The organism is Virgibacillus sp. 7505 (genome assembly GCF_002272135.1).
In the GTDB taxonomy this organism is placed as follows: Bacteria; Bacillota; Bacilli; order Bacillales; family Amphibacillaceae; genus Terribacillus.
Genome location: NZ_NPBF01000025.1, coordinates 73,752 through 88,920 on the forward strand (window position 1 = coordinate 73,752; position 15,169 = coordinate 88,920).

Genomic DNA, 15,169 nt, shown 5'->3' on the forward strand with positions numbered 1-15,169 from the left:
ATCTAGTGAAGGAAAGCATGGTGATTGCCGGGCTGCAGAATGGTGCGTATGCAGGAGATGTTGAAACGAATTTAGAAAGGATAGTGGCAGAATGCAGACGGGTTATTGCGGCAGATAAGCCGGATTTGCTTGTTTGTGCTGAGCTGATGACGGCCCCGTATTTTGCGGCAGTCACAACGCCGGATGAGACTTTCTTCGACTTTGCTGAGCCTATGGATGGACCTACAGTGACAGCTATGGTCGCTTTGGCTGAGGAGACAGGAACACATCTGATCGGAACAGTTTTCGAGAGAGCAGAGGAAGGTGAACACACGAATTATTACAATACAGCGTTTGTCTGTTCCCCAACAAGAGGACTGATCGGCAGCTATCGAAAAGTCCATGTGCCGAAAGTCGATGATGCGACGATGAAGACGGATGAGAAATATTATTTTGAACAGTACGGCGGCGGAGGAAATGCGTTCCCAACGTTCCCCCTGGACAATGGCTGGAAGATTGGCATCCTCATTTGCTTTGACCGGTCGTTCCCAGAAGCGTGGCGTTCCTTGCGTGTGCAGGATGTGGATGCGATCGTCGTGCCGACAGCGACTTACGGCTTCCGCAAGGATCTGTATGTGGCAGAGCTGCGAGTGAGGGCCTTGGAAAATAATCTGTTTGTCATGGGTGTGAATAAAGCAGGAGCAGAACAGCTGCAGGGCGAGGAGGTGCTCCGCCATCACTTCGGACAGTCTTGCATTCTCAATCCATTCGGGGACGTGATGGCAATAGCCGAAGATGGAGAGTGGCAGCATGTATCTGCAGAGATCAGTAAAGCTACACTTGTTGAATCGCGTAATCGTGTCGACTGGCTGGCCAACCGGAAACTGGAAGTCTATGAACGCTATCAAACGGAAGTAGTAAACTAACCAAATGGAGGGCGATAAGATGACGAAAGCAGTTGTGATTACAGGCAGTCCGAAGAAAACATCCCGATTGAATGGACCCGTGGAGTATGTGATTGCTGATTTGGAAAGCAAAGGCTGTGATGTATCACATGTTGTAGTTGCAGATTTGCCGGCGGAGGATCTGCTGTATGCCAACTTCACGAGTGATGCGATTATCCAGGCTACACAGCAGGTGAAGAATGCAGATGTCGTTGTAGTGGCAACGCAGGTGTATAAAGCTTCCTATACTGGTGTATTGAAATGCTTCCTGGATCTGATTCCGGAAAGAGGGTTGGCTGGCAAAAAGGTGCTGCCGCTAGCAATGGGCGGAACGACAGCGCATTTGCTGATGCTGGAATTTTCTCTGAAGCCGGTGCTATCTGTATTGGGTGCCAATGCAATTGAACAGGGCGTATTCATTCAGGATAAGCAAGTAGTCCGAGACGTGGACAACAGCTTTGAGATTGGGGAAGACTGCAAGCTAAGACTGGATCAAGCAGTCGAGGGGCTTTTGGAGGGTGTGACGATCGAACAGGTTGTATAATCCCTACACTAATATAAATAGAAAAGGTCGGAACGTATCATGATGCTGGCGACGATGTTTGCATTAGGACTGCTGTTGGGCTTTGCCGGCGGTGGTGGATCTGGATTTGTGCTGGCACTATTGATTAGTGTTTTCCAGATTCCGATTCATACCGCACTCGGCACGAGCACAACAGCCATGATTTTCACCGTTATTTCCGGATCGATCAGTCATTTTAAAGAAGGCAATATGCAGCTGAAAACTGGCGCAATGGTCGGAGCATTCGGTGGCGTAGGTGCTTATCTGGGTACAAAAGTAGCGGCTCAGCTGCCAGAGACTCCGCTAATTGTCATTTCAGCTCTTCTTTTATTCGTTTCTTCTATCCTGCTGTTTTTCCGTACCAGGCTCAGCGGCAGTATAAAGGTGGAGAAAGTGTTCAGCAAAAAGCAATATCTGCTGCTGGCGATAGGAGTCGGGGGCAGTACTGGGTTCTTGTCCGGATGCTTTGGCATCGGGTCGACACCCTTGATTCAGTTGGGATTGATGATCTTTTTCGGGCTAAGTATACAGCAGGCGGCAGCGACAAGCATGTTTGTACTGATCCCAATTTCATTTCTTGGATCATTCGGTTTTGCTCAAGCTGGGTTTGTCGATATCTCTTTGCTCGTACAAGTGGTCGCTGGTACGATGATAGGCTCGTTCATTGGAGCGAAATTCACTCGTCTTGCACCAGTGCAGGTGCTGCGGACAGTTATTATTTTGCTGCCGATCTTCGGCGGTATTCTATTGCTTACATAAAACAGGAGGGATGTATATGGCGGATAAACTGTCAGTCTATCAGCAAGCAGGTTATGGTCAGAAGCAAGTAGGGTTCGGAGAGAAGCCGGCACTTTTACTAGTCGATTTTCAGCATGCATTTACGAATAGTGAATATCCGACGGGAAAAAGTCCCCTTATTAAGCAGGCTGTGACTGAAACAGCGGAGCTCCTTGAGTTAGCCCGCAAGAAGGACATTCCAGTTATCTATACAGTCGTCGGCTACAGGGATGATAAGTGGGATACAGGAAATTGGAAAACAGATATCAGCTGGATTTCTATCGGGTCACATGCAGCCGAAGTAAGTCCGGAAGTAGAACCAGTTACAGGAGAGCCAATTGTGTTGAAAAAGTATCCATCGGCATTCTTCGGTACAGAGGTGCTGTCGCTGCTGACGACAAAGCAAGTGGATACCGTCATTGTCACAGGCTGCACGACAAGCGGTTGTGTACGGGCAACGATCATTGACGCGTTTTCCTATGGATTCAAAACGATTGTGCCGGAGGAGTGTGTCGGAGATCAAGCAAAGGAATCACATGATGCGAATTTGTTTGATGTGGATGCACGATATGCCGATGTGCTGCCGAAGCAGCAGGTAGTGGATTATTTGACGGCGTTGAAAGCTGCGCCAATAACAACATAAGTGAAAAAACACATCTCTATGAAAGAGATGTGTTTTTTTTATTTACTTACATACTAATAGGGTAAATATATGCGTTCTTCTGCATGCTGCCCAAATTTTCTACAGCTGTTTTCAGCTCCTGGACACGCAGCTCAAGCGAAAGAGCGAAGCGTTTTTCAGGATCAGTCAGTAAGCCAACCAATGCCTCTATTCGTTCCAGATGACCATACACAGTTTGTCTGGATACACCTAAATGGTTTGCAACTGTAGTAACAGATAAACCGTGATCCAGCAGCAGTCGCAACACTTCCAGCAGCTTGGCTGTATTACGATGTCCGAAAAGCGGGAGAAGCAGTTTTATTTCTGGAACGGATTCCCTACGTACAAGTGGCAGCAGCATGTGATACGGACTGTTATGGTCTAGAAGGCAGATAGTTTCGGGTGAATTGGAATGCTTGGCAAGCTCCAGTGCAATCTGTGCTTCCCGTATTTTATCAGCTGGATCTTCAGTCCAGGATGTTTCGGAGCTGATACCAGCCATAAGATCAGGTATAGCTTTGAGAAATTTTAATCGTTCTCCTATTTGGTTTGAGTCCGTGGAAAAAAATAGCACATGAGCTCGCTTCTTTCGGATAGAGTAAACAAGATTTTCTCCACAGTCAGCTTCCAGTTGATCCAGGGAGGAAGTTAAATGTCCAATTCCTTCTTTACTCTCCAGGACGCCTATGGATAGATAGGGATTTTCCTTACAATAAGCTGGTACTTTCAATGGATATAGAAAATCATCAAGCGCAAGTTGACTTTTGCTGCTTTTATGAGATTGAATGGGTTGGCGTATCCATGGTGAACCTGATAACGAAGTAGATTCATATGCATCAAGTGGGTGACGCATGAATTCCTGCGCCCATTTTCTAGTAACCTGTTCTATCTCCATTTGAGAGGACTCCAAGCGGGCCACATGCTCCAATATTTTTATGATAGAATCTTTCGAATGAAGAAAAACGGAAGGTATCTCTAATTGATCAGCGAGGGTGCAAATAAAGCCGCTGCCAATGATAGCATCAATGCCGGCTTGTTTGAGTGATGCAAGCAATGCGGCTGCATCATGCTTGGAGCTGTACGCAAAAAACAAATATTCCCCATCCAGATGCTGTACAACATCCTGATAACTCTGCAAATCCTCTCCATAATGAATCACAGCAATGAGCCTGCCAAATTGGCGGGCTTGCAAGGCAGCCTGCAGCACATCGTACCGTGTAATGGGAATCTGAAGGATAGGCAGCGCTGATTGATAAACACTTTTATCCAGCATCGTCCAATGTGCTCCGCCAGTAATGATCATCTGCGGCCGGATCGTATGCAGATGATCGTTCAAGTAATCCACAACATGACCAAAATGGACATCACGGATTGTCACATCCGGCAATTGCTCTGTATTATCCATAACCTGCTGTACAACATTTGTCAGCTTCGGATGACTGAGAATCAGGACTTTTGATGGCACTGCATACACTCCTTCACCTTTGTAGTAGCCGTCTTTAATTTCTAAAAAATATAGCATGTCGCGAAATGGGTTACAAAGCTTCTGTCATGTTAGTTAACAAGAAAATTTATAGGGATGTAAATAAATAGAAACTTTTGGTAATGAGATTCGTAGTACATCTTAGATCACGCTTTCCAAATCGGTAAAAAGGGAAGGTTAGCCTGAATGAAAGGAAAGGTGTACATATCACGGATTGCAAAGGAGGAATCACGATGGAGTTTTGGATTATGATCATTCTTTTCACAGCACTTATTATCGGCATTTCTTTATTCTTTAAAAATAAGAAGCCGCCACTTATGTACATCATTCCTTTTGCTTTTACGCTAATAAGTATTGTATTACTGATAGCTAGCTTTACAATTGGCGGTTTCAGTGGAATGGGAATGACAGTTAGCAGCATCGGCCTGTTAATTTCTTCGGCAGCTGCATTAATTGTTGTTAGTTTCTTTGGTTTTTTAGGGAGCGAATAAAAGTCTTGTGAAGGAATAAAGGAGTGGATTACATGGAAATAGATTTCTTTTGGATTGGACTGGGAATAGCAGTGCTTGGTTATTTCATCGGGGATGGATTGAAGAATTTTTAAAATCCCGGTTCTGGTTTTCAGTTTGAGGAATATCCCACCTTAATTAAAGAGAAAGATTTGCATACATATTTAAATTTGAGCAAAGCAGAAGTAGCGGACTTACTCAATAAGAATCCTAATGCGCCGAAAGTAGTATTGGACGGAACGACATATTATCCTTATAAGCCGTTTATGAAATGGATCACGTCGACAGAGATTTACCAATAAGCACAGAAGGGAGCACTCTGTAATGGGAATGATATTAAGAGCTATTGATGCGGATAACTGGCATGCTTGCGTGAAGCTGACAGTAAGTGAGGAACAGAAACAGAATGTAGCTGAAAATGCGGTGTCGCTTGCGCAGGCCGCTTATGAGAAGCAGTGGTATCCACATGGTATATATGCGGATGATATGCTAGTTGGTTTTCTGATGTTCGGAACGGATCAGGAAACGAAGCGCGTGGAACTGTGCCGTTTCATGCTTGACAAGCAGTATCAAGGAAAGGGCTATGGGACAGCTGCACTTGTGACGCTATTCGATCTAATTAAAATCAGATACGGGCCTATTTCTTTCTATACAAGCATTGTGCCAGATAATCTTGCTGCAAAGAAGATCTATGAAAACGCAGGATTCCGTATGACTGGGGAAATCTTGTGGGAAGAGCTGGTGATGGTGAAACAGTTGGTATGAATACTCTTACAGCGATAATATGTTGGTTTTAAACACAATTCTGTGTAGAGAATTGTGTTTTTTTGTATTGTCATGTGAATTTGAAACAATATCAACTGGGCTTTTGCATTAATTTAACATTTATACTGGACATCATTTAAAAATGGAGTTATGATGATTCCAACACCACTTGTAATACAAGTATACAAGTATATGAGTTTACAAGAGGATCACTTAGGAACAGGAGTGTGGCATATGCAGCAAACAAGTGTTGAACAGTTGAAACAGCATGCGATTGAATTACGCAAAACAGCAGTCACGATGGTGTATGAAGCACAATCTGGACACCCGGGAGGTTCCTTGTCGGCTGCGGATGTTATTTCTGCTTTATATTTCAGGGAGATGAATGTAGATCCGGCCAATCCGAAATGGGAAGATCGAGATCGATTCGTCTTATCAAAAGGGCATGTTGCCCCAATACAATATGCAGCTTTAGCGTTGCGAGGCTTTGTTCCAAATGAAAGCGTATACACTTTGCGCCAGTATGGTTCACCTTTCCAAGGTCATCCGGATATGAAAAAATGTCCCGGAATTGATATATCAACAGGGTCATTAGGCCAAGGCTTATCCTGCGCGGTCGGAATGGCAATTGCAGGGCAGCGTGATGAGAAAGACTATCGTGTATTTGCGATGGTAGGTGACGGAGAATGTCAGGAAGGACAGATTTGGGAAGCAATCCAAGCTGCAGTCAAATACAAGCTGGATAACTTGATCGTATTCGTGGATAACAACCGTCTGCAAATTGATGGTTTCTGTGAGGACGTTATGCCGCTACTCGATCTGGAAAAGAAATTCGATGCATTCGGTTTTGATACGACACGTATTGATGGACACAGCATGGAACAAATCGTAGAGACATTGGATACTTTTGCGAAGCGGAAGAACGGCAAGCCGAAGTGCATTGTCTGCGATACCGTTAAAGGAAAAGGCGTCTCTTATATGGAGGACCAAGCTGCATGGCATGGTACAGCACCGAACAAAGAAGAATTTGAGTTAGCGATCAAGGAACTAGAAGGAGGCTTGCCAGTATGAGTGTGACAAAAAAAGCCGTCGAGAAAAAAGCGACAAGAGCTGCATTTGGAGACGAAATTGTCCGTTTGGGTGAGTCAAATAAAGATATTTATGTCGTGGATATCGATATCGGGAAATCCTGTAAAACAGATAAATTCATTGAAAAATTCCCGATGCAGCATATCAATGTCGGGATCGCAGAACAGAATGGAGCGGGTATCGCAGCTGGGCTTGCGACAACAGGAAAGATTCCTTTCATCAGTACGTACGCGGTATTCGGATCTCTTCGCATGGCAGAGCAAATTCGTCAGGAAGTATGCTATCCGAACTTGAATGTGAAAATCGCTTGCTCCCACGGTGGTCTGACACCAGGTAATGATGGGGGAAGTCACCAGGCAATCGAGGACATGGGCGTCATGCGATCCTTCCCGAATATGACGGTCATCATGGGCGCGGATTATCATTCCACTCGCAAATTGATCGCCGAAGCAGCTGCCATGTATGGTCCGGTTTACCTTCGTTTCACACGGGATGCAGTACCATTGATTTATGACGAAAACGAGACGTTCGAAATCGGCAAAGCAAAACAGCTTCGTGACGGCGAAGATATTGCCATCATCGCAAATGGTGATACGGTGCGTCTAGCTATTGAAGCGGCTGAGCAGCTGGAGCAAAATGGTGTTTCCGTCAAGCTGCTTGATATGCATACCATCAAGCCACTTGATGTAGAAGCAGTCAAAGATTGCCTGGATATCGGAAGAATCATTACCGTCGAAGATCACAATATCTTGAATGGCCTTGGCAGTGCTGTAGCTGAAGTTATAGCTGAAGCAGGGAAGGGACAGCTGGCAAGAATCGGTGTGCAAGATAGATTCGGTGAATCTGCACCTTATGAGAAGCTGCTGGAAATCAACGGAATCACGGTAGAAAACATAGTAGCAACAGCAAACAAATTACTAACAAACTAATAGCATAGGAGTCTGGAGAACATGTTCAAATTGGATGATCGAGTCGCAATCGTAACAGGTAGTGGATCTGCAAAAGGAATCGGCCGGACTATCGCGCTGACATTGGCTGAGCAAGGTGCAAAAGTAGTTATTGCCGATATGAATAAGGAAGGCATTGAAGAGACTGTGGCTGTCATAACGGAAGCAGGCGGAACAGCTTTGGGAGTCGAAGTCAATGTGACAGATAAAGTATCTGTTGATGCAATGGTAGAAAAAACGCTGGATGCCTTCGGGCGTATCGATATTCTTGTTAACAATGCCGGTATCTCGCAAAAAGTCACAGTTGAAGAAATGACAATCGAGGACATCACGAAGGTCTTCAACGTCAATATGTTCGGTCTGTTCCTATGTACGCAAGCTGTATTAGCGCCGATGCGCGAGCAGAAATTCGGCCGCATCGTCAGTTTATCGTCTGTTTCCGCTAAGCGCGGCGGCGGTGTGTTCGGAGGAGCGCATTACTCCGCATCCAAAGCAGCTGTACTTGGATTCTCCAAAAACCTTGCACGGGAAGTGGGACTGGACGGCATCACCGTTAACTGTGTTGCTCCTGGATTAGTCAATACTGATATCTGGAAATCTCTGCCGCAGGAAGATGCTTTGCAAGTCATCTCTGGTATTCCGCTTGGCAGACCAGGGGAGACGAAGGAAATCGCTTCTGCAGTTGCATTTCTTGCATCAGAAGAATCCTCCTATATTACTGGGGAAGAAATCGATATCAATGGTGGCTCGCATATGGACTAATTAATTTAGGGCGGGCCACTGGCCCCTCCTGCATCTAAATGATTGGAGGAATAAACTTGGAGCAGCACATGCTTGAGAAATCCACTACCCGGAAAGTTACATTACGTCTGATACCGTTTCTGTTTCTCTGTTTCTTTATCTCGATCCTCGATCGAGTGAACATCAGTTTTGCAGCTTTACAGATGAATGAAGATCTTGGCTTCTCGAATGCCGTCTACGGCCTTGGAGCGGGTATATTCTTCTTAGGTTACTTCCTGCTGGAGGTACCAGGAAGTGCAATCATGACCAGGATTGGAGCGCGGCGCTGGATCAGTCGAATTATGATCTCATGGGCAATTATCGCGATCCTGATGGCATTTGTACAGGAACCATGGCAGTTTTATACTGCTAGATTCCTATTAGGGGTAGCAGAAGCAAGTTTCTATCCATGTATGGTGTATTATTTGAGTGGCTTCTTCCAATCGAAGCATCACGCGAAGGCGATCGCAGCCTTTATGCTGGCGATACCTGGAGCCAATGCGGTTGGGGCGCCATTATCTACATTCTTGATGCAGATTGAGTGGTTGAACCTTGCAGGCTGGCAATGGTTGTTTATTTTGGAAGCGGTTCCAGCTCTTATTCTGGGAATCATTTGCTTCTTCTATTTGGATGATCGTCTGGAAGATGTGAAATGGCTGAAGCCAGAAGAGAAGAACTGGCTGCTGGATGTGACGCAGAAGGAAAAAGAAGCGAAGCAGCAAGTAAAGCATTACACATTTGCGCAAGCATTGAAAGATCGAGATGTCCTTATTCTTTCTGCAGGCTACTTCTGCTGGATGTTCGGCTACTACGGCATCAATATGTTCCTCCCGACCGTGACAGAGTCTATGTCGGAGTCCTTGTCGATAAGCACGCAGGGGCTAGGGTGGCTTCTAGGTTTGATGTATGCTATCGCCATGGTGGCAATGATCTTAGTAGGAAACCATTCAGACAAAAAGAATGAAAGACGCTGGCATGTGGCTGCTTGTTTAACAACGAGTGCAATCGCTATGATTGCGAGCAGCTATGTGGCTGAATCGAATATCATACTATCGTTCGTACTGCTGACAATAGCGCTGTGCGGAGCCTTTGGAGCATATTCTCCGTTCTGGGCAATACCTCCATCCTTCCTAACAGAATCAGCAGCAGCCGGGGCGATTGCTTTGATCAACAGTATCGGGAATCTTGGCGGATTCTTCGGCCCTTATGCAGTTGGATATATCCGTGATACAACTGGTTCATTCACAATGAGTATGATTTTCCTCGGAATCAGCATGATTCTAAGCTCGCTAATCATAATATTCCTAGTGAAGCAGTCCGGAAAAGCAGTGTCCCGGATTGCTGAAAAGAAACTCGGTAAATCAAGCTAATAAAAGCATGACAAAAAAATCAATCGGAGGCGAAGAAAATGGAAGAAAAATTGAATTCGAAGCAAACGATTATTTGTCAGGATTGCGATGATGTGATTGATGTGACAGACAGCCCGGAAGGCGGACGTGTATTATACGGTGTATGTCTGGAATGCCGAGAGGATAAAGGAGCAGCGGAATAAAGAAAAAGGAGTCAGCAGCTGCTGACTCCTTTTATACTTTCCAATAGCGTTCATATAGGTTATCCATGTGAAGCTTCATTAAGGCCTCTGCTTTTTCCTCATCATGATCCTCAATTGCTTCGATTAAGTTCTTATGCTCATGGAAGTTCACGCCGCGGAAATCAGGTCTTGTTACTGTGCGATCGCGGATGAAGGTCCACATTTGCTGCTGCTTCATGGCGCTGCTGATAGTCGCCATGAATTGGATGTAGAGGTCATTATGGGATGCTTTTGCGATACCGTTATGCAACCGTTCATCCGTCTCCGGAGCGTATATGCCTTCATTCGTTTCCTTCTCCATTTGCTTGATTGTTTCGTTCAGCTCTTTCAAATCTTCATCCGTCGCGCGCAAGGCAGCGAATCGAACGATGAGCGGTTCAATGTTCATCCGAGCTTCCACGATGTCCTCTGGAGAAACATTGGATAAGAAAGCAGGGGAATAGATTTCATCTGCCGGCAAAGATTTTATGAAAACACCCTCGCCTTGTCTGGAATATGTGAATCCGTTCATTTCCAATGCACTCATTGCTTGGCGCACCGGAGCTCTGCTTACGCCGAATTGCTCACACAGCTCTCGTTCTGAAGGAAGCTTATCGCCAATCTTGAAAGCACCGGATTTCATCTGCTCAACAATTTGTTCATAAATCTGTATGTATAAGCGTTTGTTTGTTACTGGATTAAAGTTCATGATGACCCACCTCGTTATAGAAGTTCCTACTTAAATTATAATGCTTTGCGGGCGTTCCGGCAAAAGAGGAGTGAGCTACAGTGTGCAGGAAATCGCCTCATTTGAGATTAATGCAGAAAAGTTATTTAAGTCCTACATCATTTTGGAAAAATATGGACTATAGTAACGTATGTTCGGCCTTTGACCTCTGATATAATGGTAGGACAATAGCATAGGTGACTCAAGGGTGGTTTGCGCATTACTCTTTCCTTTAACGGAGGGTGGTGTAGCGGATGACGGTGGCTGAGGCGTTGAGGTTGATGATCGGATTTGGAACGTTGATTGTTGCGATCTTGTCGCAGAAGAACGAGAAAAAATAACCACCCTTGAGTTGGCAGCTCGAGAAGGGTGGTTATGTTACCTCTTTTTCGCGCAGATCCCCTAGGGAATCATGCTATTACTGGACAGACCGATTGGTGTTGGCAGCACCGGACGGTCTTTTTCTGTGCACAAATATTATAGTAACGCAATTGGAAGGGATTGTCATGTGACTATTGGAGTAAAAGCTGTTACTTCTCCATTTCTGTCATCAGTTCGTCAAGCTTGGCCAGGTCTGCTTCTGATGTGCTCCAGCCCTCAGCGTATATATTCGATACAGTGCCGCTGGTTACGCCAATGATCGCCTGCACATCTTCTTGTTCGTTCGTAACGAGTGCATACGTGATAGGAAGACCTTTATAAGGCTCTATTTCTTTCGTGATTTCAGCAGCTGCAATAGCTTGTATAAAAGGTGAGTCCATATTATCCAGGATGGTGCTAGAGTAGTCACTGGAAACAAGCTCTGTCAGCTGCTCTTCCGTTGCATCTTCCTTCAGAAGGTCGATAAAATGCTGTACAACGTCGTCGTTGGCCTCTGTATCAAAGGTAAAGTCCTCTGGCTTTGCTTCCTGAATGGATTCCTGCAAGTCGGTATCCGCAGCAACAGGCTCGGGCCCATTATCAAACATGGGCAGGGAGCGGACGCCGAAGAGAATAAGAACTGCTGCAAACATTACAAAGAATGGCCACTGGCTGTATTCCTGCGGTGGTGCAGGTCTGAATGGTGCCAGTGGTTTCTTATCCGTAGTATCTTCTGTTTCTTTATCTTCCATGCGAGCCTTAACCGCAGAGATATTCTCTGTCTGCCACATTTTCGCGAGCTGCTGTTCAAGCTCTTCCTGTGTCAAACTAGGATCATTATTTTCGGGTTGAGCAGCGGAAGCAATAGCTGCTCGCATTTCTTGGATAGCAGCTTTCTGATTTTTCTCTGTCTGCTCCTTCATGAGAGTCTCTTCTTTATCTGTGATGCCGCTCTTTTCCAGCATAGATCGTTTGATTCGATGTGTTATATAGAAAGAAGCAGCATAGGCACCAATCAAAATAAGCGAAGAAGGCCCTAAGAGTAAGTAAAGAACTGTGCTTTCTATAAAGAAAAGAAACAGCAGGATCCAGAAGATATTCACTTTTTCCTTGAAGGCTTTCCAAATCCATTTTCCAGGAAGGATGAGTGCAAAGTAATCCAAGTCATTCTTCGTCCGGACAACTATATTCCTTGTCGGGTGGATACGTGCGTATGCCTGTCGTACTTCTTCATTATCAGGTGCAAGCCGTATCGCTTCGTCCATCAGCATTTGCGCCTTTTTGTACTTTCTGTGATTGAAGGCTATCTCAGCAAACCGAAGCAGATGCTGGACATGCTCTGGATTGATGCTCAGGGCCAGCTGTTCATATTTTTCAGCTTCTTTTTTTCTGCCTAAGTGATACAGGAGCATGCTATAGTTGGCCAAATAGTCCTCTTGCTGCGGATCAAGCCGAATGGCTTCTTCATATGCTGCAAGGGATATTTCATGATCTTTATTCAGGTGGGCTTGCGCATACTGGTAATGAAAGTAGGAGTTATCAGGATAATGCTTTATTCCTGTAAACACCAATTCCCGCCATTTGTCGGGATTAATCCCGCTAAAGAAAAGATAATGTGTATATGTGGAAAGCACATCCTCATTTGTCGGTGCTAAGGCTAAGGCCTTGTCCCACCAAACTAGTGCTTCATCCTGCTGATTGATGAAATGATGATAAAGACCAAGTAAAAAATAGCCTCGGGGAGCTTCCGGGTTTTCACGGATAGCATCCTCCGCAAGCTCTTCAGCCCGGACATATTCGCCTTGCTTAATATAATGTCCGAGCAGCATTACTTCGTTTGAGCTAGGTTCGTATAGTGACATCGTATCCTTCCTTACTTCACATTGTGCTGGTAAATATAATCCAGCACGTCCTGATATTCCTGATTGGCATCACTGAATTTGGCATAGCTTTTTGCAGTGGAGAACCATTCTAGCGTTGTTGCTTTTCGCTTTTCCAGTGCATGCAATAAGTCTTCATTTGTCATTGGCTGGATGGCACCTGTTTCAAAAGAACGTGTAATCGCCGAATCGACAGCATCTTTTACGAGATATTCCAGATCTGCTCCTGAAAAATGCTCGGTATATTTAGCAACCAAGTCAAGCTGCAGTGCCTCTGCTGGCTTGCCTTTCGTCTTGATCGAAAGGATTGCTTTCCGTTCCTCTAAATCTGGCGGAGGAAGGAAGATGAGGGAATCGAACCGTCCAGGACGACGAAGTGCAGGATCCAAGTACCAAGGTGTATTCGTTGCGCCTATAATATAGACTCCATCGTTGTTTGACATGGAACCGTCCATTTCCACTAGAAGCTGATTCACAAGAGTGCGGCTGTGATGGCTCACTTTCTGGCGGTTTCCGCCAAGCGCATCCAGTTCATCGATGAACAGCACACAAGGCGTCTGTCTTCTGGCATCCTCAAACAACTCATGCAAATTCTGCTCCGATTCACCCATCCATTTGGACAGGATCGCTTGAATGTCCAAATGGATGAAATTGGCGTTTATTTCTCCGGCTACCGTCCGTGCCAAGAAAGTTTTCCCACATCCTGGCGGGCCATAAAAGAGCAAGCTGCCGCCTGCTTTCTTCCCGAAAGCCTCGAAAATCTCAGGGTTTTGGATTGGCATGATAAAATCGGTCCGGATCTTCTTTTTCACATCCTCCAAACCACCAACATCCTCAAACGTCTCCAAACGCTGATCAATTTCAACCATCTTTTTCTTTTCATTATCGTACATGATGGTCTTCGTTCTGCCTGGTTTCATCTCTCTATCCATAAGGCTCCTCCTCTGTATCTCTAGTCAATAGTGTAATAGATGGTGGTTGTTTTTTCCATGTGAAACATAAAGAAGGGTGAGAAATGGTGCTACAGTCATATAGAAAATAGACCTATCCGCTCACAGGAAAATAATTGAAAAAGATAAGGAACCTTTGGTACTATAAAAGTATTCTTAGTACCAAGAGGGAGAACTGATGAAGAAAAGAATTATAGAAGAGACTATTAAACTGATAAAAATAAGAGGCTTGTCATTTACGATTTCCGAGCTGGCTCAAATTTTAGGCACGAGCAAACGAACCATTTACCAGCATTATGATTCCAAGGCTAGTTTGGTTGAAGAAATAATAAGACAGCTTATGCAGCAAATAAAACAAATGGAACAAACAGTCATGGCAGACGAAAAGCTACATACAGCAGAAAAACTCCGTCGATTGCTGGCGATGCTTCCGGTTGGCTATGGTGTACTAGATGTAAGGCTGTTATCAGATTTAAAGCGATATTATTATGAGCAATGGAAAGTACTTGATCAATTCATAAACGAAGAATGGGATTCTGTCAGGAAAATAATAAGTGATGGAGTTAACGAAGGAAGTATTCGGCCGATACAGCCAGAGGTTCTAATTGATTTATATATAGGTGCCTTAAACGAAATGTCCGCCAAGAATCAAGAGCAGAGCAGGCAGATGAACATGCAGGAGAAATTCAGCGAATTAGTTGATATTCTGCTGTGTGGAGTTCTATCTGATGATGGAAGAAAGGTAATGGACTGATGAAATATCTTAAGCCATTTTTTCTCGTAACTGATATTGGCTTCATCATCTACTGGATAGTTACTTATCTGCATATCATCCCAAAAAGCTGGGCATTCAAGGATTACAATAATCCCCTAACCATTGCCTGGAACTGGTCTTTTCTCCCGCTTGATATCCTTATCTCCATTACAGGTCTCTATAGCCTCTATTTGTACGAGAAGAATGCCGAACAATGGAAAATGATTGCACTTGTTTCCTTGGTTCTTACTTTTTGCTCCGGTCTTCAAGCTATTGCCTATTGGTCTTTTAATGGTGATTTTGATATGTCATGGTGGATTATGAATCTCTATTTATTGATTTATCCTATCTTTTTCATCGTACCTCTAGTGAAACAATCAGAAAAGAGGGCTGTTCAATGAGCAGTTCGCGTGCTTCCTAACGCATAGTTAT

At 44.7% G+C, this 15,169-nt stretch carries 19 protein-coding genes; 15 read left to right on the forward strand and 4 right to left on the reverse strand.

Annotation, left to right across the window (positions count from 1 at the left end; genetic code table 11):
• The first annotated feature begins 5 nt into the window (after positions 1-5).
• From CHH91_RS10135 to CHH91_RS10150, 4 genes are read left to right on the forward strand one after another with little or no spacing between them, the layout of a single operon-like run.
• Entirely contained in the window at positions 6-905 is a 900-nt protein-coding gene (locus CHH91_RS10135) for a carbon-nitrogen hydrolase family protein (RefSeq protein ID WP_095223325.1), read from the forward strand.
• Between the two features lie 19 nt (positions 906-924).
• Positions 925-1,467 (forward strand): NADPH-dependent FMN reductase, encoded by a 543-nt coding sequence (gene ssuE / locus CHH91_RS10140; RefSeq protein ID WP_095223326.1) that lies wholly within the window; start codon positions 925-927, stop codon positions 1,465-1,467.
• A gap of 39 nt (positions 1,468-1,506) precedes the next feature.
• Positions 1,507-2,244, forward strand: coding sequence for a sulfite exporter TauE/SafE family protein (locus CHH91_RS10145; RefSeq protein ID WP_286160744.1), 738 nt, complete (start codon positions 1,507-1,509; stop codon positions 2,242-2,244).
• Between the two features lie 16 nt (positions 2,245-2,260).
• Positions 2,261-2,905: an isochorismatase family protein gene (locus tag CHH91_RS10150; protein WP_176465749.1), complete on the forward strand. Its 645-nt coding sequence runs from the start codon at positions 2,261-2,263 to the stop codon at positions 2,903-2,905.
• A 46-nt stretch (positions 2,906-2,951) separates the two neighbouring features.
• Here CHH91_RS10150 and CHH91_RS10155 read toward each other — a convergent pair whose 3' ends face one another.
• Positions 2,952-4,388, reverse strand: a complete 1,437-nt coding sequence (locus CHH91_RS10155) for a PrpR N-terminal domain-containing protein (protein WP_176465750.1) — start codon at positions 4,386-4,388, stop codon at positions 2,952-2,954.
• Between the two features lie 251 nt (positions 4,389-4,639).
• On the opposite strand from CHH91_RS10155, the gene CHH91_RS10160 reads away from it, so the two are divergent.
• The 8 genes from CHH91_RS10160 to CHH91_RS20275 all read left to right on the forward strand — a co-directional run bounded on the left by CHH91_RS10160 (position 4,640) and on the right by CHH91_RS20275 (position 10,048).
• Entirely contained in the window at positions 4,640-4,897 is a 258-nt protein-coding gene (locus tag CHH91_RS10160; RefSeq protein ID WP_095223330.1) for a YesK family protein, read from the forward strand.
• Between the two features lie 170 nt (positions 4,898-5,067).
• A complete protein-coding gene (locus CHH91_RS21460) occupies positions 5,068-5,217 on the forward strand; it encodes a hypothetical protein (RefSeq protein ID WP_353615321.1) in 150 nt (49 codons plus the stop codon).
• 22 nt (positions 5,218-5,239) lie between these two features.
• Positions 5,240-5,680: a GNAT family N-acetyltransferase gene (locus tag CHH91_RS10170; RefSeq protein ID WP_095223331.1), complete on the forward strand. Its 441-nt coding sequence runs from the start codon at positions 5,240-5,242 to the stop codon at positions 5,678-5,680.
• Between the two features lie 234 nt (positions 5,681-5,914).
• Positions 5,915-6,751, forward strand: coding sequence for a transketolase (locus CHH91_RS10175; RefSeq protein WP_176465751.1), 837 nt, complete (start codon positions 5,915-5,917; stop codon positions 6,749-6,751).
• Complete coding sequence (locus CHH91_RS10180) at positions 6,748-7,698, forward strand: transketolase family protein (protein WP_095223333.1); 951 nt, start codon at positions 6,748-6,750, stop codon at positions 7,696-7,698. The genes CHH91_RS10175 and CHH91_RS10180 overlap by 4 nt, the downstream gene beginning before the upstream one ends.
• A gap of 21 nt (positions 7,699-7,719) precedes the next feature.
• On the forward strand, positions 7,720-8,478 hold the full coding sequence (locus tag CHH91_RS10185; protein WP_095223334.1) for an SDR family NAD(P)-dependent oxidoreductase: 759 nt from the start codon (positions 7,720-7,722) through the stop codon (positions 8,476-8,478).
• Positions 8,479-8,534: 56 nt separating this feature from the next.
• The gene (locus CHH91_RS10190; RefSeq protein WP_095223335.1) at positions 8,535-9,866 is read left to right on the forward strand and encodes an MFS transporter; all 1,332 of its coding nucleotides are present in this window, start codon (positions 8,535-8,537) and stop codon (positions 9,864-9,866) included.
• A gap of 38 nt (positions 9,867-9,904) precedes the next feature.
• Positions 9,905-10,048, forward strand: coding sequence for a GapA-binding peptide SR1P (locus CHH91_RS20275; RefSeq protein WP_141234151.1), 144 nt, complete (start codon positions 9,905-9,907; stop codon positions 10,046-10,048).
• 31 nt (positions 10,049-10,079) lie between these two features.
• Here the strand turns inward: CHH91_RS20275 and CHH91_RS10195 are convergent, their stop codons facing one another.
• Entirely contained in the window at positions 10,080-10,775 is a 696-nt protein-coding gene (locus tag CHH91_RS10195) for a FadR/GntR family transcriptional regulator (protein WP_095223336.1), read from the reverse strand.
• Positions 10,776-11,047: 272 nt separating this feature from the next.
• Between CHH91_RS10195 and CHH91_RS21465 the strand changes: the two genes are divergently transcribed.
• Positions 11,048-11,134, forward strand: a complete 87-nt coding sequence (locus tag CHH91_RS21465) for a putative holin-like toxin (protein WP_353615322.1) — start codon at positions 11,048-11,050, stop codon at positions 11,132-11,134.
• A gap of 189 nt (positions 11,135-11,323) precedes the next feature.
• Here CHH91_RS21465 and CHH91_RS10200 read toward each other — a convergent pair whose 3' ends face one another.
• Positions 11,324-13,015, reverse strand: a complete 1,692-nt coding sequence (locus CHH91_RS10200) for a tetratricopeptide repeat protein (protein ID WP_095223337.1) — start codon at positions 13,013-13,015, stop codon at positions 11,324-11,326.
• Between the two features lie 11 nt (positions 13,016-13,026).
• Positions 13,027-13,965 carry an ATP-binding protein gene (locus CHH91_RS10205; protein WP_095223338.1) on the reverse strand — a complete coding sequence of 313 codons (939 nt, stop codon included), beginning with the start codon at positions 13,963-13,965 and terminating at the stop codon, positions 13,027-13,029.
• 196 nt (positions 13,966-14,161) lie between these two features.
• On the opposite strand from CHH91_RS10205, the gene CHH91_RS10210 reads away from it, so the two are divergent.
• Both CHH91_RS10210 and CHH91_RS10215 read left to right on the forward strand, forming a co-directional pair.
• Complete coding sequence (locus CHH91_RS10210; RefSeq protein ID WP_095223339.1) at positions 14,162-14,737, forward strand: TetR/AcrR family transcriptional regulator; 576 nt, start codon at positions 14,162-14,164, stop codon at positions 14,735-14,737.
• The gene (locus CHH91_RS10215; protein WP_095223340.1) at positions 14,737-15,138 is read left to right on the forward strand and encodes a YvaD family protein; all 402 of its coding nucleotides are present in this window, start codon (positions 14,737-14,739) and stop codon (positions 15,136-15,138) included. Before CHH91_RS10210 ends, CHH91_RS10215 begins: the two co-directional genes overlap by 1 nt.
• Positions 15,139-15,169 lie beyond the last annotated feature (31 nt).

Coding starts and splice junctions, on each gene's coding strand:
- CHH91_RS10195 (WP_095223336.1), bottom strand. CDS start 10,775: ATGAACTTTAATCCAGTAACAAACAAACGCTTATACATACAGATTTAT.
- CHH91_RS10150 (WP_176465749.1), top strand. CDS start 2,261: ATGGCGGATAAACTGTCAGTCTATCAGCAAGCAGGTTATGGTCAGAAG.
- CHH91_RS10205 (WP_095223338.1), bottom strand. CDS start 13,965: ATGGATAGAGAGATGAAACCAGGCAGAACGAAGACCATCATGTACGAT.
- CHH91_RS20275 (WP_141234151.1), top strand. CDS start 9,905: ATGGAAGAAAAATTGAATTCGAAGCAAACGATTATTTGTCAGGATTGC.
- CHH91_RS10145 (WP_286160744.1), top strand. CDS start 1,507: ATGATGCTGGCGACGATGTTTGCATTAGGACTGCTGTTGGGCTTTGCC.
- ssuE (WP_095223326.1), top strand. CDS start 925: ATGACGAAAGCAGTTGTGATTACAGGCAGTCCGAAGAAAACATCCCGA.
- CHH91_RS10180 (WP_095223333.1), top strand. CDS start 6,748: ATGAGTGTGACAAAAAAAGCCGTCGAGAAAAAAGCGACAAGAGCTGCA.
- CHH91_RS10215 (WP_095223340.1), top strand. CDS start 14,737: ATGAAATATCTTAAGCCATTTTTTCTCGTAACTGATATTGGCTTCATC.
- CHH91_RS10210 (WP_095223339.1), top strand. CDS start 14,162: ATGAAGAAAAGAATTATAGAAGAGACTATTAAACTGATAAAAATAAGA.
- CHH91_RS10175 (WP_176465751.1), top strand. CDS start 5,915: ATGCAGCAAACAAGTGTTGAACAGTTGAAACAGCATGCGATTGAATTA.
- CHH91_RS21465 (WP_353615322.1), top strand. CDS start 11,048: ATGACGGTGGCTGAGGCGTTGAGGTTGATGATCGGATTTGGAACGTTG.
- CHH91_RS10160 (WP_095223330.1), top strand. CDS start 4,640: ATGGAGTTTTGGATTATGATCATTCTTTTCACAGCACTTATTATCGGC.
- CHH91_RS10170 (WP_095223331.1), top strand. CDS start 5,240: ATGGGAATGATATTAAGAGCTATTGATGCGGATAACTGGCATGCTTGC.
- CHH91_RS10185 (WP_095223334.1), top strand. CDS start 7,720: ATGTTCAAATTGGATGATCGAGTCGCAATCGTAACAGGTAGTGGATCT.
- CHH91_RS10200 (WP_095223337.1), bottom strand. CDS start 13,015: ATGTCACTATACGAACCTAGCTCAAACGAAGTAATGCTGCTCGGACAT.